26 protein-coding genes are annotated in these 25,415 nt (G+C 45.6%); 3 read left to right on the top strand and 23 right to left on the bottom strand.

Annotated features, from left to right (window positions below; all coding sequences use genetic code 11):
• Positions 1-136: 136 nt before the first annotated feature.
• Positions 137-610 carry a MarR family winged helix-turn-helix transcriptional regulator gene (locus ABXR35_RS05150; RefSeq protein ID WP_367056374.1) on the bottom strand — a complete coding sequence of 158 codons (474 nt, stop codon included), beginning with the start codon at positions 608-610 and terminating at the stop codon, positions 137-139.
• A gap of 372 nt (positions 611-982) precedes the next feature.
• Here ABXR35_RS05150 and ABXR35_RS05145 point away from each other — a divergent pair, with 372 nt between their 5' ends.
• Positions 983-1,411: an organic hydroperoxide resistance protein gene (locus ABXR35_RS05145; protein ID WP_367056371.1), complete on the top strand. Its 429-nt coding sequence runs from the start codon at positions 983-985 to the stop codon at positions 1,409-1,411.
• 426 nt (positions 1,412-1,837) lie between these two features.
• A complete protein-coding gene (locus ABXR35_RS05140; protein ID WP_367056368.1) occupies positions 1,838-2,470 on the top strand; it encodes a hypothetical protein in 633 nt (210 codons plus the stop codon).
• A gap of 171 nt (positions 2,471-2,641) precedes the next feature.
• On the opposite strand, the gene ABXR35_RS05135 is transcribed toward ABXR35_RS05140, so the two are convergent.
• From ABXR35_RS05135 to ABXR35_RS05125, 3 genes are all read right to left on the bottom strand, one after another.
• Complete coding sequence (locus ABXR35_RS05135) at positions 2,642-2,800, bottom strand: hypothetical protein (protein ID WP_367056365.1); 159 nt, start codon at positions 2,798-2,800, stop codon at positions 2,642-2,644.
• Between the two features lie 152 nt (positions 2,801-2,952).
• Entirely contained in the window at positions 2,953-3,627 is a 675-nt protein-coding gene (locus ABXR35_RS05130) for a sulfite oxidase-like oxidoreductase (protein WP_367056362.1), read from the bottom strand.
• A gap of 58 nt (positions 3,628-3,685) precedes the next feature.
• Positions 3,686-4,153: a RidA family protein gene (locus tag ABXR35_RS05125; RefSeq protein WP_367056359.1), complete on the bottom strand. Its 468-nt coding sequence runs from the start codon at positions 4,151-4,153 to the stop codon at positions 3,686-3,688.
• Between the two features lie 367 nt (positions 4,154-4,520).
• Between ABXR35_RS05125 and ABXR35_RS05120 the strand changes: the two genes are divergently transcribed.
• Positions 4,521-5,708 carry a macrolide family glycosyltransferase gene (locus tag ABXR35_RS05120; protein WP_367056356.1) on the top strand — a complete coding sequence of 396 codons (1,188 nt, stop codon included), beginning with the start codon at positions 4,521-4,523 and terminating at the stop codon, positions 5,706-5,708.
• Between the two features lie 166 nt (positions 5,709-5,874).
• On the opposite strand, the gene ABXR35_RS05115 is transcribed toward ABXR35_RS05120, so the two are convergent.
• The 19 genes from ABXR35_RS05115 to smc form a co-directional block, all read right to left on the bottom strand.
• Complete coding sequence (locus ABXR35_RS05115; protein WP_367056353.1) at positions 5,875-6,183, bottom strand: immunity protein CdiI family protein; 309 nt, start codon at positions 6,181-6,183, stop codon at positions 5,875-5,877.
• Between the two features lie 38 nt (positions 6,184-6,221).
• The gene (locus tag ABXR35_RS05110; protein ID WP_367056350.1) at positions 6,222-7,994 is read right to left on the bottom strand and encodes a YifB family Mg chelatase-like AAA ATPase; all 1,773 of its coding nucleotides are present in this window, start codon (positions 7,992-7,994) and stop codon (positions 6,222-6,224) included.
• A 190-nt stretch (positions 7,995-8,184) separates the two neighbouring features.
• Entirely contained in the window at positions 8,185-8,586 is a 402-nt protein-coding gene (locus ABXR35_RS05105; protein WP_367056347.1) for a YraN family protein, read from the bottom strand.
• A complete protein-coding gene (locus ABXR35_RS05100) occupies positions 8,580-8,897 on the bottom strand; it encodes an EscU/YscU/HrcU family type III secretion system export apparatus switch protein (protein WP_367056344.1) in 318 nt (105 codons plus the stop codon). Before ABXR35_RS05100 ends, ABXR35_RS05105 begins: the two co-directional genes overlap by 7 nt.
• Positions 8,894-11,014 carry a Smr/MutS family protein gene (locus tag ABXR35_RS05095; RefSeq protein ID WP_367056341.1) on the bottom strand — a complete coding sequence of 707 codons (2,121 nt, stop codon included), beginning with the start codon at positions 11,012-11,014 and terminating at the stop codon, positions 8,894-8,896. The genes ABXR35_RS05100 and ABXR35_RS05095 overlap by 4 nt, the downstream gene beginning before the upstream one ends.
• Before the next feature lie 320 nt (positions 11,015-11,334).
• On the bottom strand, positions 11,335-11,955 hold the full coding sequence (rnhB, locus tag ABXR35_RS05090; protein ID WP_367056338.1) for a ribonuclease HII: 621 nt from the start codon (positions 11,953-11,955) through the stop codon (positions 11,335-11,337).
• Positions 11,956-11,982: 27 nt separating this feature from the next.
• Positions 11,983-12,843 carry a ribosome biogenesis GTPase YlqF gene (gene ylqF, locus ABXR35_RS05085; protein ID WP_367056335.1) on the bottom strand — a complete coding sequence of 287 codons (861 nt, stop codon included), beginning with the start codon at positions 12,841-12,843 and terminating at the stop codon, positions 11,983-11,985.
• Positions 12,844-12,880: 37 nt separating this feature from the next.
• On the bottom strand, positions 12,881-13,549 hold the full coding sequence (gene lepB, locus ABXR35_RS05080) for a signal peptidase I (RefSeq protein ID WP_367056332.1): 669 nt from the start codon (positions 13,547-13,549) through the stop codon (positions 12,881-12,883).
• A gap of 470 nt (positions 13,550-14,019) precedes the next feature.
• Positions 14,020-14,364, bottom strand: coding sequence for a 50S ribosomal protein L19 (rplS, locus tag ABXR35_RS05075; RefSeq protein WP_322903850.1), 345 nt, complete (start codon positions 14,362-14,364; stop codon positions 14,020-14,022).
• A gap of 167 nt (positions 14,365-14,531) precedes the next feature.
• Positions 14,532-14,909 carry a hypothetical protein gene (locus ABXR35_RS05070; RefSeq protein WP_367056328.1) on the bottom strand — a complete coding sequence of 126 codons (378 nt, stop codon included), beginning with the start codon at positions 14,907-14,909 and terminating at the stop codon, positions 14,532-14,534.
• A gap of 93 nt (positions 14,910-15,002) precedes the next feature.
• Positions 15,003-15,782, bottom strand: a complete 780-nt coding sequence (gene trmD, locus ABXR35_RS05065) for a tRNA (guanosine(37)-N1)-methyltransferase TrmD (RefSeq protein WP_367061190.1) — start codon at positions 15,780-15,782, stop codon at positions 15,003-15,005.
• Entirely contained in the window at positions 15,782-16,303 is a 522-nt protein-coding gene (rimM, locus tag ABXR35_RS05060; RefSeq protein WP_367056325.1) for a ribosome maturation factor RimM, read from the bottom strand. Before rimM ends, trmD begins: the two co-directional genes overlap by 1 nt.
• A gap of 99 nt (positions 16,304-16,402) precedes the next feature.
• A complete protein-coding gene (locus ABXR35_RS05055) occupies positions 16,403-16,633 on the bottom strand; it encodes a KH domain-containing protein (protein ID WP_367056322.1) in 231 nt (76 codons plus the stop codon).
• Between the two features lie 193 nt (positions 16,634-16,826).
• Positions 16,827-17,099, bottom strand: coding sequence for a 30S ribosomal protein S16 (rpsP, locus tag ABXR35_RS05050; RefSeq protein ID WP_367056319.1), 273 nt, complete (start codon positions 17,097-17,099; stop codon positions 16,827-16,829).
• Positions 17,100-17,150: 51 nt separating this feature from the next.
• Complete coding sequence (ffh, locus tag ABXR35_RS05045; protein WP_367056316.1) at positions 17,151-18,551, bottom strand: signal recognition particle protein; 1,401 nt, start codon at positions 18,549-18,551, stop codon at positions 17,151-17,153.
• 164 nt (positions 18,552-18,715) lie between these two features.
• Positions 18,716-19,081, bottom strand: a complete 366-nt coding sequence (ylxM, locus tag ABXR35_RS05040) for a YlxM family DNA-binding protein (protein WP_367056313.1) — start codon at positions 19,079-19,081, stop codon at positions 18,716-18,718.
• 451 nt (positions 19,082-19,532) lie between these two features.
• Positions 19,533-20,183, bottom strand: a complete 651-nt coding sequence (trhA, locus tag ABXR35_RS05035) for a PAQR family membrane homeostasis protein TrhA (RefSeq protein WP_367056310.1) — start codon at positions 20,181-20,183, stop codon at positions 19,533-19,535.
• A 328-nt stretch (positions 20,184-20,511) separates the two neighbouring features.
• Positions 20,512-21,516, bottom strand: a complete 1,005-nt coding sequence (ftsY, locus tag ABXR35_RS05030; protein WP_367056307.1) for a signal recognition particle-docking protein FtsY — start codon at positions 21,514-21,516, stop codon at positions 20,512-20,514.
• A gap of 184 nt (positions 21,517-21,700) precedes the next feature.
• Entirely contained in the window at positions 21,701-25,273 is a 3,573-nt protein-coding gene (gene smc / locus ABXR35_RS05025; protein WP_367056304.1) for a chromosome segregation protein SMC, read from the bottom strand.
• Between the last annotated feature and the right edge of the window lie 142 nt (positions 25,274-25,415).

Here is a 25,415-nt window from a genome sequence, read left to right as displayed (position 1 = left end):
ACCATGTATGCGTTAACAAAGTAAAAAAATAAAATCCCCTTCGCTAATTCAGCAAAGGGGATTGATTCAAACGGATGTTGTTACGACTTCTTCTCATACGTCATTGTTAGTCAATAACGATTATGAAAATAATTGCTTATTTACCTGTACCACTAACATTGACGTCATGTACCGTTTTCAACAAATTGCGGAATTCATAGAGCAATTCGTCCAGCTTATCGACATCCATACATGTTCTGCCACGCAAATCATCTGGAATCGACACAGCTTGTTGCTGTAGCGCCCAGCCTGCATCGGTCAGCGTGATATGCACTTTACGTTCGTCTTCTGTCGAACGTTTGCGTACGATCAGACCAGCAGCTTCCAAACGCTTGAGCAATGGAGTCAATGTACCGGAATCCAGATACAATGCAGTACCCAATTCCTTGACTGTACATTCCTGCTGTTCCCACAGCACCAACATGACAAGATATTGTGAGTACGTCAGACCCAAATTCTCAAGCAAAGGCTGATACATTTTGGTCATTTCGCGCGAAGAAGCATAAATCGCAAAGCATAATTGATTTTCCAACTTTAATTGAGGATGAGGATATTCTTTAGAGGTATCCATAATACAATCACCTACTTTTTCAGTGTAATAATTATTTAAAATGCGGCTGTCCTGCCTGCTAACGACCTGCAGCCCGCGATAAAGATCAACTTATAAAATACAACGGTATATCTGGAACGTCAAATCACCATGAATCATGGTTATGCCCATCCTCATGAGAACGCCAACGACCTCCCATATCTTTATATTTTCTACATAGTTGCAGGAACATATAAATATGTGGAAATAGGTATTGCTTACCGTATATTATATCACACATTTAATTGCCTGACATTATTATTACGAAAAATATTTTACTTTTAATATTAATTGTGATAAATTTAATTTTGTTAAATTATTTTGAATCCTATACAGAAAAGGTGGAATATCATTATGCTGAATATTCAACAAAAAATGTACGAAACTTCGGTTAAAGCAGTAGGCGGTCGTAACGGTTATATCGAGTCTTCTAGCCCAGAACTGCGTCTTGAAATCTCCACACCAAAAGAAATGGGCGGCGCTGGCGGTGCAGGCACTAACCCTGAGCAACTGTTTGCAGCTGGTTATTCTGCATGTTTTGATAGCGCACTGAATATGGTTGCACGTATGCAAAAAATCAAACACGAAGGTACTGAAGTTACGGGTACTGTCAGCTTTGGTAAAGCTGAAGATGGTGGATTCGCACTTGCGGTGAAACTGGATGTACTGGTCAAAGGTGTAGATCGTGACACAGCACAACAACTGGTTCATGCAGCACATGATGTATGTCCTTACTCCCGTGCGACACGCGGTAATATCGCGGTTGAACTGAACGTACTGTAATTGGTCATTTGATCCTATTGATAGGAATAGTATCGATTGCAATGTAGCGATATATACTTGCCTAATTTTTATTTATGTAATTTATACAGCAATAAGTCTATGTTATCGATTAGAAAAAGAAGCGATGAATTCATCGCTTCTTTTTTATTTCAGCATAGATTGACGCAGCTTTCTTCCTAAAGGACAGACTCATCGCACGTATGACTATATTTATTTTACGACCGATACACATTCCTACATATTAACGCCTAATGAATGAACGCATAACGAAATATGGTAATCCAAATAGCTGTTCTGAATGAACTTGGTATGTAAGCCTTGTGTCAAAAGTTGCTCTTTCGTTTATGTATGAACTATAATGTAAACCGCATCAAGCGTTGCATTTATTTTCTGCAAATAAAAAGAGCACTCACAGGAGGTCAACGTATGAAACTCAAAATCAGCACCCTATTACTCGCACTGACCGTCGTTGCGGCGACCGGCTGTTCCAATTCCAGTAACAACAGCCAAACTTCTGGAGAAAGCACAACAACTCCAGCCACTAGCGAACAAAGCACCGATAACAGCGGTACTACCTCTACTGAAATGGGTAGTGAGGAAAGCAGCATGGACAACTCGGCAACAGGTACCGAGACAGGCAGTAATGAAAGCACAGAAGCTACGGACAGCTCAAGCAGTTCTAGCAGCAGTGAAGCTACAACAGCCAGCGATCTGACAACTAAAGATGTTGCGAAAGCCATTGAAAAACAAGGCATCAAATTGACTTCCCAACCAAAAGATGGCTGGGTTCTCAATGATGTAAAACCAGATCGCTATGTAACAAGCACTGATGCGAAACAAGCAGAACCAGTATCTATCTATGTATTCGATTCCGCAGCGGATCTGGATAAAGGTCTGAAAGATCTGGAAACACAAGTAAACGGTGTTCCTTTCCGTAAAACCGAATATACAAAAGGCAATGTACTGGTCATCTACTGGTTTGAACCAGCATTGAACAATAACAGCACCGAAAAAGGTAAGCTGGATGCCGAGATGAAAAAAGCGGTAGACAGTCTGTAATATTGCTGGCTCGTACACGTGAAGCCTATAGATATTCATGAGTATACGTATGAAAAAACCAGCCATTTGCTACAATGGCTGGTTTTTTTGTTTCCTATCATAAGGCTCATACTACCTATTACTAGAGGATCACTTTCATTACATATCGATACATTCTATTCATTTAGAGGCTCACAAATCCCGTCCACCGGTAAATGGATTCAATTCGTACGTCAGATCGCGTCCTGCCTTTTTCTCCTCTTCACTCATCCGTTTGCCCAGTGCTGCATAATACCACATTTGTGGTAGGGCAATAGCCGCCATAAAAAGAATGGTCAAAATGGCTGTCATATAAAACCCTCCCTTTGTGCTACCATTGTACTGCATACATGTTCTGTATCTATACACCTAGAAGCTACATGGTTAGTACGTGTATATGTGATATACGATACAACTTGAAAAAAGTTACATATTTTGAATCCTATCAGAAATTCAAAAAAGATTTAATCCGCTTCGCAATACTTCCACTCGTCTTCTGGCATTTCGTATTCGTCGGAGGAAAAGCGTTGCTCTTTGAACGGATCAGCGACATTATGAAATCCATGATCCTCCCAGAATCCGCGACGATCCTCTGTCATAAATTCAATCCCACGCAGCCATTTGGCACTTTTCCAGAAATAGAATTGTGGTACAACCATGCGTAATGGACCACCATGCTTAGCAGTCAGTGGCTTATGATCATAATTCCAAGCAAGCAGCACATCATCCTTCATCAGTTCATCCAATGCCACATTGGTTTCATAATCAGGATCAGCATGCAGCATGACGTATTTGGCTTCAGGCTTAATTTTTACTTGTTTGATCAGATCAGCGAAACGTACACCTTCCCATGGGGTATCGAATTTGGACCAGCGTGTTACGCAATGAATATCGCTTACCGTACGTGTAACTGGGAACTGTTGCAGCTGCTCAAAAGTAAATGAACATTCTTCCTCTACCGCTCCAAAAATCCGTAAATCCCACGTTGCCATATCATACTCTGGCACCGCACCTTCATGCAAAATCGGAAAACTGTCGGTCAGCGTCTGTCCTGGTGGCAGACGTTTGGCTTGCTCCTCTTCTAGCTGTGGTTTTTGCGGTACACGTCCTTTTTTCAAACGTTCGGCTTTATCTAGCATGATCCATTCCTCCCTTATATGATTTTACAAATCAAGTTGTCATCTATTACCCGCTGGTTTATGGACAAACCGCAATGGCTTCGATCTCCAGCAACCAATCTTCATGCACCAATCGGCGCACTTCCACTGCCGAGCTGGCAGGTGGCTGAATTGCATTGATATATTGATCTCGAATGGAACGAATGCGAGGCAAATCGGTAATATCAGTCATAAAAATGGTCAGTTTGACGACATGCTCAAACGTCGCCCCTACTGCCTGCAATGCCAATTGAATATTGCGGAATACCTGTTCTGCCTGCGCGATCACATTGTCTTTCCCAATGAGCTGACCCTGCTCATTTAATGCAACCTGACCAGATATGTATAATGTTCTACCGCCCCTCACCTCAACAACATGGGTATAGCCTGGAACTGCTGGCAGTGTAGACGGCTGATGAAAGGTAGTCGGAACTACTGGGCTGGACAATACAGGCGGATCGGTTGCCAAATGGGTGTGACGATCTCCATGCGAGGAGGATGAGATCATGATGAACAGACTCCTTTGTGTTATATTTATGGATACTTTGTATTATATAGAATAAGGATGAAGTAAAGATAGTATATACTTAGAAACCCAATGTCATGCGATGCGATACTGATATAAAGTCGATGAGACTCGTGCTATTTTCTTTTATGCTCATCTGCTCATGATTACATGTGACAAATCTATGGATGTCGGTAGGATTCATGTTTTGTAGTATACAGATGTGAACAAAAATAGATGTTTTTCTCATAAAGTTGATTTTTATTCCAATGAACGTGTATAACTGAAAATGCCTTTACCTTTATATTCCATATGATTGACATCATGGCGAATATGTATGTGTAACTATAGAGAATGGGAGTGGTGCGGTATGCTTCATATTTTATTCGTTAATTTTCCGGCAGAAGGTCATGTGAATCCTACTCTTGGATTAGTACAGGCGTTTACTGAACGCGGCGATCACGTTCATTATATTACGACCGAAAAATACAAAGACCGTGTTGAGGCAGTTGGCGCGACGGTTCATCTGCATACCGATTGGATGCGTATGTCAGCCGTTAATATTAAAACCACCGAAGGATTAAACAATTTTTTGAATATTCATATTCAGACCTCACTCGCCAACCTGGAGATTGTCAGTCAACTAAAGCAAAGCATCGATTTTGATTTTGTTATTTTCGATAAATTTGGAGCTGGTGAGCTGGTAAGTGAATATCTAAATGTGCCAGGTATCGGTTCCTCCGCCTCCTTCCTCATGCCGGATTATGCTATGGCAGACAAGATTTTCCGAAATGAAGGTCCTGTGCCGTTTCAACCGAATCAACAGATGAAAGATTCGCTGGCATTGATGCAGGAAAAGTATGGTGTCTCCCCTAAGGGTATGATTCAATTTATGAACAATGTCGGACAACTGACAGTTGTTTATACAAGTAAATACTTCCAACCGAATATTGATATGTTCAGCGATCATAATATCTTTATCGGTCCAAGCTTTCCAGAACGCGTAGATCATTCTGATTTCCCATTGGAACGATTGGAGGGTCAACAGGTGCTGTATATTTCTATGGGCACCGTGCTGGATCAGGTGGAGCAATTTTTTAACATTTGTATTCAAGCGTTTGCCGATTTTGAAGGGATCGTCGTGATTGCGGCGGGCGAAAAAGCAGATATATCCAAACTATTGCCTGCTCCAGATCACTTTATTATTTCGTCGTATGTGCCACAATTGAAAGTACTAAATCATACGGATGTGATCCTCACTCACGGTGGAATGAACAGCGTCAATGAAGCGATTCATTTTCACGTACCACTGGTTGTATTGCCTCAGGATAAAGACCAGCCGATGGTAGCACAGCGATTGGTGGAGCTAGAAGCTGGTTATCGCATTACCAAAGACCAGATTCACATTGAGTCGCTCAGAACAGCAGTTCATGAAGTATTATCCAATCCAGTGTATAAAGAAAATGTTAAAAAAATCAATGCTAGCTTCCAGCAATCTGGCGGTCTCGCCGAAGCTCTGAAACGCATTGATGAGTTTTTGCAAATCAAATCGGTTTAATGGCTGATTTCAACGATTGTGGACTAGAAGAACATATGAGTGTCAGGAATGATCAACAGGCTGTTTCCATAGAGAGACAGCCTGTTTGGTTTTTATAATGATGGGTGTTATCGCTATATGTTTACGTGGATAAATCCTTTTGGAGTAGTAAAGTACTAGTGCTTTTTTACAGTATTAATTTATTTTGTATTTTATATTGTCCAATCAATTTTTGTTCTATAGCTGGAACTATTTCATGAATTAATGCTAGAAAATGCTCCTTATCTTTAAGGCTATTAAATCCTTTGAACTGGAACTGGATTGTATCATCTACAAATAAATGATTATAGATTGCTTGAATTTCATCTAACTTATCTACAATGTAAGATTCACCAACAAGTTCATCAACAATATTATTATCTATAAGCTGATCATATTCATCGTAGATCCATATTGGGTAGCATTTATATTCTAATGCAAGCTTTATTCTCTTCATACTTGCTCCTCTGTATAGATAATGAAACTCCATTCATGTTAAAACTTTCGATCCAGTTGCCGATATTGAATCGCTTCTGCGATATGTACTGCATCCAGCTGTTCTTTCCCCTCCAAATCCGCAATCGTACGCGCCAGCTTCAAAATCCGGTCGCGCGCCCTCATACTCATCCCCAATTGCTCAAATGCAGCATTCAGCAGCATCGTTGCTTCCGTTGTCGCTACAGTATGCTGTCGCAGCATCTTGCCGGATAACTGACTATTCCAATAGATCCCTGTTCCCCGATACCGTTCTAGTTGGATGTGCTGCGCTTCTAAAACGAGTTGACGCATTGTCGCGGAATCATATCCATCTGGCTGACATTCTTCGGATTGCTGAAAATCGCGTTCACTTGGACGCGGTACTTCAATCTGCAAATCAATACGATCTAGCAGCGGACCAGAGATTTTGGCACGATAGCGGGCAATCCGATTTTCGGTACATGTACAGCGATGTAATGGATGATCGCTCCCCAAAAATCCACACGGGCACGGATTCATGCTAGCAGCAAGCAACATCGAAGCTGGAAACGTAAACACAGCACGCGAACGGCTAATATGCACTTCTCCGTCCTCCAATGGCTGACGAAGTAGTTCTAGAATCGGTCTTGGAAACTCTGGAAACTCATCCAAAAACAATATCCCTTGATGCGCCAAACTGACCTCGCCCGGCTTCGGTATAGCCCCGCCACCAATCAACCCAGAAGCGGTAATACTATGATGAGGCGAACGAAATGGACGAGCACGAATCAATCCCTCACCGGTTTCTTTGAACCTACCAGCTACACTTAGAATTTTGGTAACTTCCAGCGCTTCGTCTTCGCTCAATGGTGGCAAAATGGTCGGCAATCGCTTGATCAGCATCGTCTTTCCCGTACCGGGTGGTCCCAACAGCAAAATATTGTGCATACCAGAAGCTGCGATAATCAGTGCACGCTTTACATGCTGTTGCCCAAAGACATCTGCGTAATCTTCTTTCCTATGCAACACGCTAATGTTCTTACTATCCATAGGCTCACGCACATACAATAGCGGTCTCATATTGACCTGTTTATAAGGTTGTTCTTTGGAGTGAAGCCTATGAGTGTTATAGGGTTCTACTACCGATAACGACTCGCTTATTGTTTGGTTGTGGGTAGGAGCAGTATCTGAGCCGATCTGATGATTGTCTGAATGCTTTATCTGTTCTGACGAGATTTGTTTCACTATTATAGCAGGCTGACCGGGGATATGGAGTTGAAATGGTTTTATACTCGTTTGAGGAGCTGTCTGTTCAGCGGCAAATAGATCCTGAATATGCCTAATTCCATATACAGAGATCCCTTCTACTAGCGATGCTTCATCCGCATTTTGCAGCGGTAAAACAACGGACTTCAAGCCATATTGACGCGCTGTATCAACCATAGATAGCACACCAGTTACCGGACGCAATGTACCATCTAATGCCAATTCACCAATCAACAACATTTGCTCCTGTTGCGGAAATAGAATCTGATTACTCGTTACTAATATCCCCAGCGCAATAGCCAGATCAAAAGCAGAGCCTTCCTTACGGAGATCCGCTGGTGCCAGATTGATAGTAACGCGCTGGGAAGGAAACGTAAATCCACAGTTTTTGATCGCTGAACGAACTCGTTCTACGGATTCACGAATCGCTGAATCAGGCAGTCCAATAATCGATACCATGGGCAGCCCATTGGAAAGATCTGTTTCGACTTCTACCATAACACCATGAATACCGTGCACACAGGCACTATGTAACTTTCCATACATACATAAAACACCCTCTCTTTTCATCGCTTGTATCGCAAATCATATACAGCATTTGCTGTACTCTATTGCAATACGTATCAATCGCGAAAATGGGTGCTTCCTCAATTTTCTAATGGTAACACTATTGGTATGAAATCATCCTACTTTACAGTCAGATGACATTTACACTTATGATATGCGGATTTGAATATTATGCAAATGCAGCTACCCAATGCTCCATACTTATCGCCTGATAATGACGGTTCAATTGTACGGTAATCACATCATAACGAAAAGCATAAGCGGATAACCCATTATGATGGGCATATACAGCGGTCGTTTCGCGAATCTGCTTTTGTTTACGCCAATCCACAGATTCGGCAGCCGTACCATGCGTATCTCCGGTACGGCTCCGAACTTCTACTACAATAATGGTAGGAGCGGAAGTATATTGATTCTGCTCCGTGACAATCATATCTAATTCACCACTTCGACAGCGCCAATTCCGCTGCACAATGACATAGCCCTGCTGTTCCAGATAATAAGCGGCAATATCCTCAGCGATTTTGCCTTTTACTTTGCGATTATCCGGTTTGTCGTGACTACTTACCATATACTCGGACCGGAAGCATAACTTTTGTCAGCTTGATAGATAAATGACAAAATCTCTGCGACCAGATCATACAGCTCACCGGGAATTTGCTGATCCAGATCAAGCTTGGACAACACCTCGACCAATGCTGGATCTTCCTGAATCACAACGCCAGCTTCCTGTGCCTTTTCCAAAATGGTTTCAGCGATTCTACCGCGTCCTTTGGCTACAACAACAGGTGCAGCATTTTGAGCCGGATCATATTTCAGAGCAACCGCGCGTTTGGCGCTAATGTTGTTTGCTTTGGATGGTTGCCGTTTGGATGTATTCATATTTTCATGTCCACCCCTCTATATTCAGGCGGTGCATATTGATCGGCGACATCGCTATTGGTAGTTGATCCCATCAGTGAATCGGCTGTGGAGCGTACCGGCAATGGGGCAAATTGCAACGATAATAGCTGGTATCCCAGATTACCGACGGCATCAGCGATTTCCTGCTTTTTACTCTCGACAAAAGGAGCCAACTGTTCCTGATCGTTATGCACCTTTAATGTAACAATGCGGTCAACGACCTGTACATCCAGCAGCGTTTGACCGAGCGATTTCATATCTAGATCAAACCACAGACGGCAATTGGAAGCATCCAACTCTCCTTTGCCGCCACGACGTGACTGAATCTGCACCGAAGCCGTTTCCTGCCCTTCCGGTCCATTAAAAGGTACAAACATCGTCACCTGTGCAAAAGGAGCGGTACGATCGGTATTGAGCAGCAATTGCTGACCCGTCAACTGTTGCACCAGCTGCTGAGCAGCATCTTTTAAGACTGGAGGTGCATCGTCAGCATTGCTAAGCTGTAACAACAATCCTTTTAATGTATCTTGCGCTTTGGCAATCGTTTCTTCGGCGGAAACGTGAGCCGCAGGGATCAGATTGGCTGGGTCCAGGTGTGAATCTGTAGGATTCGCCGTTCCTCTCAATGCTGCATTAGCATTGGTAGTATTGGTTTGCTGTGCAGTTGTTTGTTCATCTGAAGTCGCAGCTGCGTGAGCATAACCTGTAGCCGGTGCAAGCGGCGCTTGCGGAGCATCGGGTGCTTCCAGTAGGTCTGGCAGAGCTGCTGCTGCCGCAGAAGCCGTTTGCGCAGCATTTGGCGGTTGTGGCACCTGTGGTGGTAACGACGCAGCTGGAGTCGGGATAGCATTGCCAGCAATCGGAGTATTAATCGGTGCCGGAGTGTTGCCTGTTATATTGCGTGCCGCCTGCTCCGCCGCTTGATTTGCATTTGTCGCATTGCTATTCGCAGTATTCGTATTTGCTGTCGGTTGACCATTAGACTGCTCTACTGATGCAGGTGTAGAAGTTAGCGTTAGAGCCGCGCGTACGGTTTGCTGCTCATATTCGGCACCAAGCAGCTTTAGTACCTGTCCTAGCCACGGTGAGCTGTTCGTAGTGCCTTGTGTAGTGGAAGGCGTCGCTGCCTGAGTCTGAGTCGCAGCGTTTGCTGTCTGTTGCCCTTCTGCTGCTGCCGACTGCCCCTGATTGCTTCCTGTAGTGTTGGCAGGCTGCTGTGGAGTCGTATTGTTTGGCTCCGTTTGGGGAATGAGTGTATTCAACTGTCGAATCACATTTTGCAGCTTGTCTAGTAATTGAGCAGTACCAGTACTAAGTCCGGCTGTTGCTGCCGTATTCGCATTTGCAGTCATGCCTGCTGTTGTCGCAGCATTAGGATTGTTGGCTGCTGAAGTGATGCTTCCGTTAGTAGAAGCAGTATTATTAGGAGCTGTCGTTGTATTCGCTGGCAATGTTCCATTCGGTACAGCATCATCTGCCAATGCGGCATTACCAAGTGTTTGGGAAGCTACTGCACGCAATAGGTTATCCAGATTGCCCAGACTTTCATGCAATGGCGGTCCAAAGATCGCTTGCTGTAAACCAGCAACACTTTGCCCAGTGACTGGCAAGCCCCGCTGAATAGCCACTCCCGCCGATTGTACCCATTCACCGAGTGGTACTGATGAAGGCTTTTGCGCCAGTGATGCCTGAATATTTTTAGCGTTTTCCGCAGTCAATGGAATACCAGCAGAACGCATTTGGGTAATCATTTCGCGATTGTCCTTGGTATCCGGCAAACTCATCGATTCCAGCAAATCGTTCATCGAAGCGGTAGGCTGCTGTCCGGTTGTATTGGCAGTTACTGGCTTCAATACAGGCATACCATCCTTACCTGGCGGCTGCACCTGTAATAATGTGGTGGCTCCCTGCTGGAGTGGCGTTTCCAGCTTGGCACGTACTTTGACGCCCTGAATCTGAACGACTGCCTCTTGACCATCTTCAGACACACTGGTCACTACTCCGCGGACAACCTGACCTTCTTTTAATTCCATTTGTTTGGCTTCGCCGGGTTTGCTATCCCCCATCATTCCACGGAACAGTGAACCGATATTCATAATTTCTCCCCCTATCTTCATGCTTACTAACACGGTGCCTGTAACATCATATATGTATACCGTACGCACCGGAATATATGGTTTATTTATCGGTTAATGCATTCATTATGATGAGTCATACATGCCATAGTTGTACAAAACAATATGTGACTTTCCATCCTACATCGTTCCCTATTGCTATTGTGCATAATTAACCATTACTATACTCCATCCTATACAAAAAAGAACCCGATCTTTGAATAAAGATTCGGGTTCTTCCCATCATATCCGCCTACCTCTCAGTATGCAGGTCTGATCTAGCTCATATTCACATTATGCGATCAAAACAACGTCGGCTGCTCTAGCAACAAATTACCGAGGAAACTACGGCGATGCAGCGGAGTAACTCCCAGCTGCAAAATACGTTCGCGGTGCAGCTTGGTCGCATAGCCTTTGTGTCCAGCAATGCCATAGCCTGGATACTGTTCTTCCCATTCACCCTCGCAAAGACGATCGCGTGTTACCTTCGCAATAATCGAAGCAGCAGCGATACTGTGACTATTGGCGTCCCCTTTAATAATACTGCGCTGCGGCTGTGGCAAATCTACCTTTTCCGCATCTACCAGAATATAATTCGGGACAACTGTCAACTGCTCCAGCGCTATTTTCATCGCTAAGCGTGCAGCCTGCTTGATGTTGATCTCATCCACAATGGCAGCACTGACATGACCGACACCAACCGCCAATGCCTGCTCCATAATTTGTGTATACAGCTGTTCACGCTTTTTGTCACTCAGCTTTTTGGAGTCGGTTACGCCTTCGATCAGCAGCTCCTGTGGCATAATAACCGCCGCAGCAACTACATCACCAAACAGACAACCGCGACCGACCTCGTCTACGCCAGCTACATGCTCGTAACCAGCAGTCCAGCATTCCCGCTCATAATTCAGCAGTTCAGACATGGCAGTCCCTCCATATTCATCAGCTTTTTACGGCGTTTCCATCGAAATGCGACCCATTTTACCTGCGCGCAATTCACGCAAAATGACTTTGGATGCTTTCTCCAGATCTACGCGACCACCGCTCATTAGACAACCGCGTTTTCGACCGATATGCTCCATAATTTCCACAATTTCGTTCGGATTATCCAGATCCTGTGGTTTCTCATCCAGCTCAAATCGCTCGGCAAGATTGTCCCAATAATATTCGCAAAGGTACTTCATACCATAATAAGCGACATCTTCGACATTGAGGATCTCCTCACGGATTGCCCCAGTTACCGCAAGGCGATAACCGACGCTTTGATCCTCAAATTTGGGCCACAGGATACCCGGTGTATCCAGTAGTTCCATTTCGTTAGCAATCTTAATCCATTGCTGACCTTTCGTTACACCAGGACGATCACCTGTAGCAGCGATGCTTTTCCCAGCAAGACGGTTAGTCAGCGTCGATTTGCCGACGTTTGGAATACCAACGATCAACGCACGAATAGGACGTTGATTCATGCCCTTAGCAGCACGCTTATCACGTTGCTCTTTCAGCAGTACTTTGGCACGTTCAGGAATTTCCTTAATACCATGCCCGCTCGCCGCATCCAACGTGAGTACTTCATGACCTTCACGCTTGAAATATTCCACCCAGCCTGCTGTAACGACAGGGTCGGCAAGATCCGCTTTATTCAAAATAATCAATCTTGGCTTGTTCTGTAAAATTTCATCAATCATCGGATTACGGCTGGACAGCGGCAAACGCGCGTCCAACAGCTCGATTACCATATCGATCAGCTTGAGCTTCTCTTCGATTTGGCGTCTCGCTCTGGTCATATGTCCGGGAAACCATTGAATGGTCACAGGTTTTCCCCCTTACATCCTGAAATATAGTCAGGGATTAATAATGATCAATCCACTCTGCATCGCTCAGCGGCCAGAAAATTACATCGGCGCGCCCAATAATATCACCCAATGGCACATAGCCGATCATGCGGCTATCCTGGCTATTGGAACGGTTATCCCCCATCACAAACACATATCCTTGCGGCACTTTGCCATCTGGAAGCTGTTCGGTTGGGAAGTTGTTAATGTTGTAGTTACTACCTTGTGCATGTGCTTTATCAATGGCAGCTTGAATATACGGCTCACTGATCGCTTTGCCGTTTACCGTTACGGTATCGCCCTCTACCTTCACCGTATCCCCACCAACGGCGATAATACGTTTAATAAAGTCACGATTTTGCGAAGGTACTTTGAGTACGACCACTTCACCCGGATGCGGATCACGAATATCGTACAAGATTTTGTTAACGATAACGCGTTCGCCGGTATGGAAGTTCGGCTGCATGGATGGTCCATCCACAATAAATGGCTCAAACAGGAACCCACGGATGACGATGACGAGCAGCAATGCTACGACAATCGCTTTAATCCATTCTTTAGCTTCATTTTTTTTCTTTTTGGGAGGAACAGTTTCCGTTGCCGGAGTTTGGACGGTATCCGTCTCTTGTACTGTAGCAGGTTCAGCCGCTTCCACCACATTATGATTTTGTTTATCTTGCTCCATAACTATGCCTTCTTTCCTGGTTGAATTGGCGCTTTGTATATGTACCGGTCTGAACTATCCGGCAACATCTCCCAGTGTCAATGTTACCAAGTACCTATACGATTCCTTAATCTATTTTACACACAATTTTGTAAAAACCAAATTTTGAAGGATTATGATTGTCAAGTTTCACATTACGCTGATCATGACAATACATACATAGATCATGATACAAAAAATTCCGTCTGCAGATACGAGGTCATTTTACCATAAAAATAAACCGTTTAGGTCGTACTGACGCTTAATGCGACAGACGCAACAGCCTATATACCATAAAAGCTGATATACACAGCGGTCCATTTGGATGGAAAACGACAACTCCGTAAAACTGTCCGGCGGAATGACAAACTGCCTATGCAATTAAGTAAGCTTTAAAATAAAGAAAAGGGCTTGTATGACCAAGCCCTTTCCAACCATTAGCTCCCAAAGGATTAACGGCGCAATTCTTTAATTCTCGCTGCTTTACCGCGAAGTTCACGAAGATAGTACAGCTTCGCACGACGCACTTTACCACGGCGAGCCACTTCGAGTTTATCAATCTTAGGGGAGTGTACTGGGAAAGTTCTTTCCACACCTACACCGTAAGAGATTTTACGAACTGTAAAAGTCTCACCAATGCCTCCACCTTGACGTTTGATTACAACCCCTTCGAACAACTGAACGCGCTCACGAGTTCCCTCAATTACCTTAACGTGCACTTTCAAAGTGTCACCGGCACGGAAATTAGGGATATCTTTACGCAGTTGATCTTGAGTAATCGCCTGAATGATATTCATCTATGACTCCCTCCTTCCGCACAGATGTTCTTGCGACTCAGGAAGACCTTGCGTCTTCTCATCATTGTCTGCAGAGGACCATCGTATTCACACAACATTCGAATCATACCATACATTTATAGCTGCTGACAATACTTTTTTGGAGGATTGTATTCTTTATTTTGCAATCAACCAAAACGCTCCTGTAGCAGCATGTTTTTGAGCTCGTCTAGCCGCTGGATGTCGCCGCTGTATCGGTTGTAGCCAACACGATCATGCTCGTCGATATTCAGACGCGCACTCTTCTTATGATCAACCATGCGATCTAGCAGCTTAATTACTGTATTACGTCCAGCATAATCGGCAATAAAATATTTTTTACGTTCATCGGCATCGATGTACAGCAAATATTTGAATTCCGGTAGCAGCTGTCCAATCACAGAATCGGCTTCCTGCTCGGAAAAGCTGCGATTCAGTACAGAAGCATACCCCTGACTACGCAAATCGCTGCTTAACCGCTGTACCCAGTCTGTTGGATTACCGGTTACTTCATTTGAATTCGTCATGTCCATACTCCTATCTCTATAACCTTGCTAGTAGGGTCACAGAGCTCACTCCGACGCCGACTACTATCCAAAACGATATATTATACAAAAATGCTACTCTGAGCGATTTTTCTGCGATTTTAGCCACTGTCGTTCTTTGTCTGTCAGTTCCGCCTGCTCTAGCAAATCTGGACGGCGTTCCAATGTGCGCAGCAGCGATTGCTCGCGCCGCCACTTCTCCACATTGGCATGATGCCCAGACAGCAATACATCCGGCACCTTCATCCCACGAAATTCGGATGGACGCGTATAATGCGGATATTCGAGTAGACCTGTACTAAACGAATCGGTGACTGCACTAGTTTCGTTCCCAAGCACTCCCGGCAGCAAACGCACTACACTGTCCACAACGGTCATTGCTGGCAGTTCACCGCCTGTGAGTACATAATCACCAATCGACAGTTCATCGGTCACTAGATGCTCCCGTATGCGCTCATCATACCCCTCGTAATGACCACAAATGAAAATCAGATGCTGTTCGCGTGACAGTTCCTCTGCCTTGTACTGAGTAAAGGTTTCGCCCTGCGGACACATTAGAATGATGCGAGGCTTCACACCTGCTTCTGCCTGAGCAACGGACAGTTCAGATAGGTCTGGCTTTGGACCGGACAACAGATCCTCTACCGCCGCGAAGATTGGGTCCGGCTTCAATACCATTCCACCACCACCACCATACGGCGTATCATCAACCGTACCATGCTTGCTGGTGGAATAATTACGGAAATTGACCGCATTCAGCTCCACTATACCTTTGGCTGCTGCTTTACCGAGAATACTGGAACCGAATACACCAGTAAACATTTCGGGAAAAAGAGTCAATACATCAATCTTCATCATTCCAGCAGGCCTTCCATAATATGAACAATGATCTTCTTCTCTTCAATATTGATCTCCTGCACCACATTATGAATGTACGGGATCAGAATATCCTTGCCTTTCGCAGGTTTAACTACCCATACGTCATTGGCTCCCGGTGTAAGAATCTCTGTAATGGTGCCAAGCGATTGACCTTCTTCGGTCACTACTTCGCAGCCGATAATTTCGTGGAAATAAAATTCATCTTCTTCCAGCTCCACTGCTTCGTCCTTACTAACACGAAGCGTCCAGCCTTTGTATTTCTCCACTTCGTTAATATTGCCAAAACCTTTGAAGCGAACGACATACATATTTTTTTGCAGACGGGATGATTGAATCTCCACTTGCTGCTGCATACCAGTTTCTTCGTTAAACATCATTAGCTTGTTGCCCGGCGCAAAGCGCACTTCTGGAAAATCGGTATTGGGGTAAATTTTCAATTCACCGCGAATGCCGTGTGTATTAACGATTTTGCCAACCATCAACCATTGTTGTGCCATAAAACTCTCCTTTAATTATCTATATAATAACCTTGCATGTGTATGATAAAAATGTACGCAAAAAAGCTAGGAATCCTCCTAGCCCTTTGGCATACATTTTTAAGACATGATATCAACCGTAACCCGTTTATGTGTCTTTACCGCGGCCGATGTGACAACGGTGCGAAGCGCCTTGGCGATACGTCCCTGCTTGCCGATCACTTTGCCGGCATCGTCCGGGTGGACGCTCAGTTCATATACGATCAGGTTCTCCTTCTCCACCACGTTCACAGACACATCTTCCGGATGATCCACCAGAGCTTTAGCAATAACCATTACTAATTGTTCCATCGTTTCATCCTCCGGAGTAGACAAAATATGTTGCGGTGCAAAATCAGTTGTCGTCAAAACAGGCTGCAATAGCAGCCCAAAGCGCCGCCATTAGTAGCAAACCTGACAAAAGCGCAATTTTATACAAAATCGCGCTTCACGTCAAATCGCTAGCTGTTAGCTAACGCTTCATAGGGCCAAGCATATTCAGCAATTATTTTTGCTGTTTCAGCTCATGGAATTTTTTCATAACGCCAGCTTTGCTGAGCAAGTTGCGAACAGTGTCAGAAGCTTGTGCGCCGTTTTGAAGCCATTTCAGAGCTTTTTCTTCATCAATTTTAGTTACAGATGGTTCTGCAACTGGATTGTAAGTACCGATTTCTTCGATAAAACGTCCATCACGAGGAGAACGGGAATCGGAAACAACGATACGATAGAAAGGCGCTTTGTGAGCACCGATACGTTTCAGACGAATGCGTACTGCCAAGAGAATTCACCTCCTTAAACTAATTCATAACTGGTATCTGTAAAGTGAGTTTTAACGGAATGGGAACTTGAAGCCCCCGCCGCCGCCTTTGCTCAGCTTTTGCATTTGTTTCATCATTTTGTTCTTGCCGCCGCCCTTCATCGCTTTCGGGTCCATCATATCCGAAAACTGTTTCATCATGCGGCGCATTTCATCGAATTGCTTGATCAGACGATTGACCTCAGCCACGGAAGTTCCGCTACCTGCCGCAATGCGCTTGCGACGGCTGTTGTTGATCACTTCTGGATGCTGCTTTTCTTGTGTTGTCATCGAATGTACAATCGCTTCGATGCGACCCACTTGCTTGTCATCCACCTGAAGATTTTGCGTCTGTTTCATTTTGCCCATGCCAGGCAGCATATCCATGATCTGATCCAGCGGACCGAGCTTTTTGACTTGATCCATTTGCTCAAGGAAGTCTTCAAAAGTGAATTCGGCGTTGCGCATTTTGCGCTCCATTTCCTTCGCCTTTGATTCGTCGATATTGAGCTGTGCTTTTTCGATCAGGGAGAGCATATCGCCCATGCCGAGAATACGGGAAGCCATCCGTTCCGGGTGGAACACTTCCAGCGCATCCAGCTTCTCGCCGAGTGTAGCAAACTTGATCGGACAGCCTGTAACAGCTTTGACCGACAATGCCGCACCACCACGAGTATCGCCATCCAGCTTGGTCAGCACCACGCCTGTCAGTTGCAATTGCTTATTGAAGTTATCCGCTACATTGACTGCATCCTGACCGGTCATCGCATCAACGACGAGCAGTACTTCATCTGGATTAGTCAATTCGTGGATCTGACGAAGTTCGTCCATCAGCTCTTCATCAATATGCAAACGACCTGCGGTATCAATGATAACATAATCGTTATTGTTAGTTTTGGCTTCCTGTAATGCCTGACGAGCAATCTCTACCGGGCTTGTCTGGTCGCCCAGTGTGAAGACCGGCACCTTGATCTGTTCACCGAGAACCTGCAATTGCTTAATCGCAGCTGGACGATAAATATCGCCTGCAACGAGCAAAGGACGATGGTTCTGCTTTTGCAGCATCCGTGCCAGCTTACCGGAGGTGGTCGTTTTACCAGCACCTTGCAAACCGACCATCATAATAACGGTTGGTGGCTTGGTTGCCTTCGCAAGCTTCGCCTGCGTTCCGCCCATCAGCTCAGTCAGCTCTTTGTTTACGATGTCGATGATGACCATGCCGGGAGTGAAACTTTCCATCACTTCCTGACCGACAGCCTTCTCCTTCACTTTGGCAATAAATTCTTTTACCACTTTGAAGTTAACGTCCGCTTCGAGCAATGCCAATCGTACCTCGCGCAGCGCTTCGCCTACATCCTCTTCGGATACCTTACCTTTGCCGCGCAGCTTGCTGAACACGTTTTGCAGTCGTGTCGTCAATCCTTCAAATGCCATATTGTCTTCACCTCGCTTCCTGTTCTATCCCATCATGCCGTAGGCATGTTTTCCATTGTATGCAGCTTCGTGTACTGGACATTGTATCCAAGTCTCAGTATCTATATAGTATACCGTATCCGGCGTTACAGTTCTAATCCAGATTACGGCGCACAGGTTTGTATTCAGGACATATCATCCACTTGTTCAAGCTCCGATAATTGCTGTAGCGCTTCGGTTCGTTGTACCTCGTTCAAACCGTCCTGCTCCAGTATACCTCTAAGCTGTTCCAAATGTCGCGAGCGGCGGTAATGCTTGTCCATCAACCCTAGCTTGTTCTCGTACATCTCTAGCACCTGTTCGGCACGCTTGATATGCTCGTAAACCGCCTGACGGCTAATGTCAAACTCCGCAGCGATCTCGCCGAGGGAATAGTCATCGTGAAAATAATATTTAAGGAACATTTGCTGTTTTTCGGTCAGCAGCAGTTCATAAAAGTCGAATAATAAATTGATTCGGTTCGTTTTTTCGAGCCGATTCTCCTGACTCATGCGGGACACTCCCTCCGTCAAGGAAAAACACTTTACAGCGATGTTCAACGTTTTATATCATAGCTAAAATACAGGATGATGTCAAGCATTTTCCCTTAACATATTTACACTAGCCAAGGAGCCCGTTTTCATGTGCTGATAACATGCAATCATCGGTCTATTTCACAGCCATTTTGCTTCCATATGAAGACTTGATCCAGTGTATGCAAAGCGTTCACTTGAAAGCAGCCGAATTGCATAATGTAGTGTATACGTCTACGAACGTTTCTGAGATAATACACTTTCCCTCTTCGGTCGTTGGCATCTATATCATTGTTATATTCTCTTGCTGTATCCCATAAAGAGTATCCATAACGTACCATTTCAGAAAAAGAAAAATACATCCTCCATCCACCTTACAATACAAGGTGGATAAAGGATGTAGGAATGAACTTGTTGATCAGGTATTACCTTATGACTGCCACGGTAGCAGATAAAATAATACTGCGAAGAAATGCAGCACGCTGCCTGCTAGCACGAATATATGCCAGACGGCATGATGGAATGGAAATCCTCTCCACACATAAAATACAGTTCCCAGTGTGTACATGATGCCGCCAGCGACGAGCAAAACGATACCTCCCGTTGCCATTGCCGCTGTCAGTGGTGCCCATGCCAATACGATCAGCCAGCCCATCAATACATAAAAGATAGTAGACATAAACAGAAACCGTTTAGCGAAAAAGGCTTTGAACGCACAGCCTAAGACCGCCATGCCCCATACGGTACCAAAAATCGACCATCCCAGTACGCCTTTGACCGCTAGCAGCATAAACGGTGTATACGTTCCCGCAATAAACAAATAAATCGCCGAATGGTCAAAGATCTCGAACAGGTCTTTCACTTTGCCTTCGTTAAAGCTATGCACGAGTGTGGAGCATAAATATAGCAATAGCATCGTAATGCCGTAGATCGTAAAGCTCACAATATGCCATGGAGTGCCTTTCAAACTAGCGAAGACGATCAATAGTACAAGTGCAGCCACACTTAATGCTGCGCCAATCCCATGCGTAATCGCATTGGCAACCTCTTCGCGCCGAGTATAGATATGTGTATCAGCCATCGTACACTTCCTCTCTTATTTCCGATCCGGGTCTGCCGAAGGACAGCAGTTCTCTGTAATGGATATTTTCATACAATATATCTGCTGTTGTTATCTGTTACCTTCATTGTAACCCGGAAGTCCATAGAATTTCCAGCTTGGACATGTACAGGATGTGTACATTTTCATATATCTGTATGTATCTTCCCATATACAGCGCAGCATCAGCGATGCATAAAGTCTAACCTAATAACGATACTAGAAAATATAAAAGCCTGCTATTCGTAGCCGATTCGCAATCACCTGTATTCGGTGATCGCTGCATCGGTGGAGTAGCAGGCTAAATGGTTTATTCGCTTTTGCCTTCTTCGGCTTCGAGTTCCGCCTGAATCAGACCGGTAAACAAAGCGTGTACGAATTGCTCACTGTCAAATGGTTGCAGATCGCCGACTTTCTCGCCCAGACCGACAAATTTCACTGGCAGATTCAGTTCCTGACGGATGGCTACTACGATACCGCCTTTGGCTGTGCCGTCCAGCTTGGTCAGCACAAGACCCGTAACACCGCTCTTTTCGCCAAACAGCTTCGCTTGGCTAAGCGCATTTTGACCAGTTGTTGCATCCAGTACCATCAGTACTTCATGCGGAGCATCTGGAATTTCGCGCTGGATGACACGGAAGATTTTGTTCAGCTCATCCATCAGATTCGTTTTATTTTGCAGACGACCGGCTGTATCGCACAGCAATACGTCCACATTGCGCTGCTTGGCGGCACGTACGGCATCATACATGACCGCTGCTGGATCGGAGCCGGATTGTTGCTTAATTACATCAACACCCGCACGTTGTCCCCATACTTCCAGCTGCTCAATTGCACCCGCACGGAAGGTATCGCCTGCTGCAAGCAGAACTTTTTTGCCTTCCTGCTTGAAGCGGTATGCCATTTTGCCGATTGTGGTTGTTTTACCAACACCATTGACACCGACAAACAGAATAACGGTGATCCCGTTAGGATTCATATTCAGACCTGGATTTTCGTCTCCGCGCAGCAGCTCAGTCAGCTTTTCAGACAGAACCGGTTGCAGATCAGCGGCGTTTTCCAGACGACGTTTTTTCACTTCGACCCGCAGATCGTCGATCAGCTCCATCACAGTATTGACACCTACGTCAGCGCTGATCAGAATTTCTTCTAATTCCTCGTAAAACTCTTCATCGATCTTTTTGCGGCGCACAACCAGATCGGTTACTGCGTCCACCAGACCTTTACGTGTTTTTTCCAAACCGTCACGGAATTGCTGAGTTACCGCTTCAGTACGTTGCGAAATACTCTCTCGCAATTTTTTAAAAAAGCTCATGGGATTCCTCCGTCGACATAAGTTAGTGAGTACAGGTGTATCTATAATCCAATACGTTATGGTATGAGATGATGGAAATAGAAAAGAAGCAGCATATTCAAGAATAGCCAATAGATCAAACGTATAGGGCAGCTCACCATACCATTCAAGGTATAATACTGCCCCCTATGCAGTCATGCAGATATTAAGCGATTTCTACGCCATCCACTTCTTCGAGACGAACCGAAACTAGCTTCGACACGCCGCCTTCTTCCATCGTCACTCCATATAACACATCGGCTTCTTCCATTGTGCCTTTACGGTGAGTCACGACGATAAATTGCGTCTGACCAGAGAATTCGCGCAAATACTGCGCAAACCGAGTTACATTCGCTTCGTCCAATGCTGCTTCGACTTCATCGAGTACGCAGAACGGAACCGGCTTCACCTGCAAAATGGCAAACAATAATGCCATTGCTGTCAATGCACGCTCACCGCCAGACAACAGCTGTAAATTTTGCAGCTTTTTACCCGGAGGCTGGGCGACAATGTCAATCCCCGTTTCCAGCATACGCTCTGGATCTGCCAAAATCAGATCGGCACGACCACCGCCAAACAGCTTGGAAAAGACGATGCCAAACTGTCCACGAATCGCTTCAAAGGTATGCTTAAAGCGCTTGGACATCTCGTCGTCCATTTCCTTGATAACTTGATACAAAGCCGTTTTGGCTTCAATCAGATCATTTTGCTGCTCGCTTAGGAATTCATAGCGTTCGTTTACACGCTGGTATTCCTCGATCGCACCGAGATTGACCTCGCCCAGATCAGCAATTTGCAGCTTCAGCTCGCGTACCTCACGACCAGTCTGCTCTACATCCGCTGGCAGATCATAGCGTTGCTTCGCCATTTCATAGGTCATCTCATAATCGTTTTGCAGCTTAGCCAGAATATTTTCCAGTTCTACATCAAGACGGTTCACTTGGATTTCTGTTTTGCGTAGTTCATCCTCAACTGTCTTCAATTCATTGCGTTGCTGACGCGTTTTGTCTTCTTCCTGCTCTAGCTTCTGCTGTAAGGCAAGACGCTGAGCACGCTTCTGCTCCAGCTGCTCACTAGTTTCGCTACGTTGACGACGTAGACGATCCAGCTGCTCTTGCTGGCGTTTCTGGTCATTGCTGTTTTTATCCAGATCGCGGACAAGTGCAGCCAGCTGCTCGCGATTGCTTTCCAGCTCGCGACCATAGTCTTGGGATTCTTCGTGCGTACGGGACATTTGCTCTTCCAGCGAAAAGATTTCTTGGCTGATCTTACCCTCACGAATTTTGAGATCAGTCACTTTTTCCTGTAATTGCTCTTTGACCGATTCATTCGATTTGCGCTGCTGCTCAGCGGATTGGATCGCAGATTGGATATGCTCCTCCTGCTTTTGCAATTCAGCCAGCTTTTGCTCAGCTTCTTTACGTTTCTTAGCGATGCCTTCCAGTTCACTCGTATAGGCGGTTTTCTCCTGACCATATAACTCGTACTGTTCGTTGACATGGCGGAATTCGTGATCCAGCTGCTTCAGCTCACCGGCAGTCTGCTGTTCCTCGGTACGTTTGCGGTCACCTGCCGCACGCAGTTGATCCAATCGATTCTCGGTGCTTTGCAGACGCTCACGTACGGTAATAATCTCAGCGCTCAATCGTTTGACTTGATCTTCGCTTTCGATAATTTGCTCACCCAGCTGATCCAGCTGGCGTTTGCGTCCAAGCAGGTTGTTGTTTTTCTTATGCTGGCTACCACCGGTCATCGAACCACCGGCATTGACCACATCGCCTTCTAATGTGACGACACGATAGCGATAATGCAGTCTGGCAGCAATTTTGTTTGCTTGTTCCAGCGTCTCAGCAATGACGACACTGCCAATCAGACTGCCCACGATGGACGCATAACGCTCATCGTATTGCACCAGTTCCGCACCAATACCGACAAAGCCTTCGGCACCTTCTGCTAATCTCTTGTCGCTATCCTGAATTCGACGTGGACGAATAACATCCAGCGGTAAGAAGGTCGCACGACCAAGTTGACGTTGCTTCAGAAAAGCAATCGCCCGGCGTGATACCTCTTCATTTTCCATAACAACATGCTGAACCGATGCACCAAGCGCCGTCTCCATCGCTTGCTCCAGATGCTCTGGTACACGAATCAATTCCGCTACTGCACCATGTACACCCGGCAGTTGATTGTTGCGGGAAGCCTTGAGCACTTCCTTAACACCAAGCATAAAGCCTTCAAAGTCCTCCTGCATCTCCTGCATCGTATCACGGCGGGAAATGAGCGCTTCGCGACGCTGCTCCCATTTGCGAATCGATGTCTGCATCTCTTCGGCGGATTTTTGCAGCGCATTGAGCTGCTCACTTTGCTTGATATAGTCGGTACGTACGGTAGCGATTTCCTTGGCAAACTTCTCCAGCTGGACGGTGAACGCGGCTTTGCTATTTTCCAGACGCTTCTTCTCGTCACGCCATTTGCCGGATTCCGTCTCAGCGCGCACCATTCGGCGCTGCGTCGCTTCTGTTTCCTGATCCGCATATCGAATCTCGTTACGCATATTTGCCATATCGTTCATCAATTGCAGCAGATCGCCCTTGAGGCTTTCCTCGCGATTTTGGCTGATGCCGCCGTTGATGTCGTTTAGCTGGGCTTCTTCGGTCGCAAGCGTCTGCTTCAATTCGGTCAATTGACGGTTTAACTCCGCCAGCTTGTCCTGCAATTGCTGAGTCTCGCCAGTACGCTGACTGGTGCGCTCTTCACTGCGCTCCAAGGCAACGCCGAGCTGTTTACGGTTTTGCTCCAGATTCTGACGGCGCTCCTTGAGCAGCTCCACCTGACCTTCTGCTTTTTCCGCTTGTTCGCTGTATTGCAGCAGCAGCTCCTGCATCCGTTCCACCATTTGCTCAGCTTCACGCAGGGCAGTACGCTCATCTTCCAGCTTAGCGTCATGTCCAGCTACAACATCTGCCAGCTTTTGCTGAACGCCTTCCAGCTCCTTCAGCTTCTCGCCTGCGGTTGTCCATGCGCTATGAATACGCTCAATGTCATGTACATACAGTGAGATTTCCTTATGCTTCAATTGTTCTTTTAGTTGTTTAAAATGGATCGCCTTTTCGGACTGCTCCTTTAGCGGACCGATCTGGTCTTCCAGCTCATGCACAAGGTCAAAGATCCGCAGCAGATTCTGTTCGGTATCATCCAGCTTGCGCACGGCATCCTTTTTACGGGATTTGTATTTTACGATACCAGATGCTTCCTCAAAGATACCGCGTCGGTCTTCCGAACGCGTACTAAGAATCTCCTCAATCCGACCTTGCCCGATAATCGAGTACGCTTCCTTCCCGATCCCGGTATCCATAAACAGCTCGGTAATATCCTTGAGCCGACATGCTTGCTTGTTGATCATATACTCACTATCACCGCTACGATGGACGCGGCGAGTAATCGTGACTTCATTAAAATCGAGCGGTAATGCTTCATCCTCATTATCCAGTGTTAGCGATACCTCGGAATAACTGACCGGTTTGCGCGAATCACTTCCCGCAAAAATAATGTCCTCCATCTTGCCGCCGCGTAGCGACTTGGCAGACTGCTCTCCCAACACCCAGCGGATGCCATCGGAGATATTACTCTTCCCGCTGCCGTTCGGACCGACAACGGCGGTAATGCCTTGGACAAACTCCAATTCCGTTTTATCGGCAAATGATTTGAAGCCGGCTAATTCAATTCGTTTCAGGAACATAGTTCGTGTTCACCTCTATTGCTATTGTAGCATAATTACCTGCTTTGCCATCAATGGAAAAAGAGCAAAAAGCGGTCGTGCCTCTTGCCTTTGTTGCAAGGTGGCGGTGACTGCTCTTTGCTCTTTGTTTGTCCTGTAATCG

The sequence above is a fragment of the Paenibacillus sp. JQZ6Y-1 genome, from assembly GCF_040719145.1.
Taxonomy (GTDB): domain Bacteria; phylum Bacillota; class Bacilli; order Paenibacillales; family Paenibacillaceae; genus Saccharibacillus; species Saccharibacillus kandeliae.
Note: the sequence above shows the minus strand (reverse complement) of the source record. Positions and strands in the feature narration are given on the sequence as shown.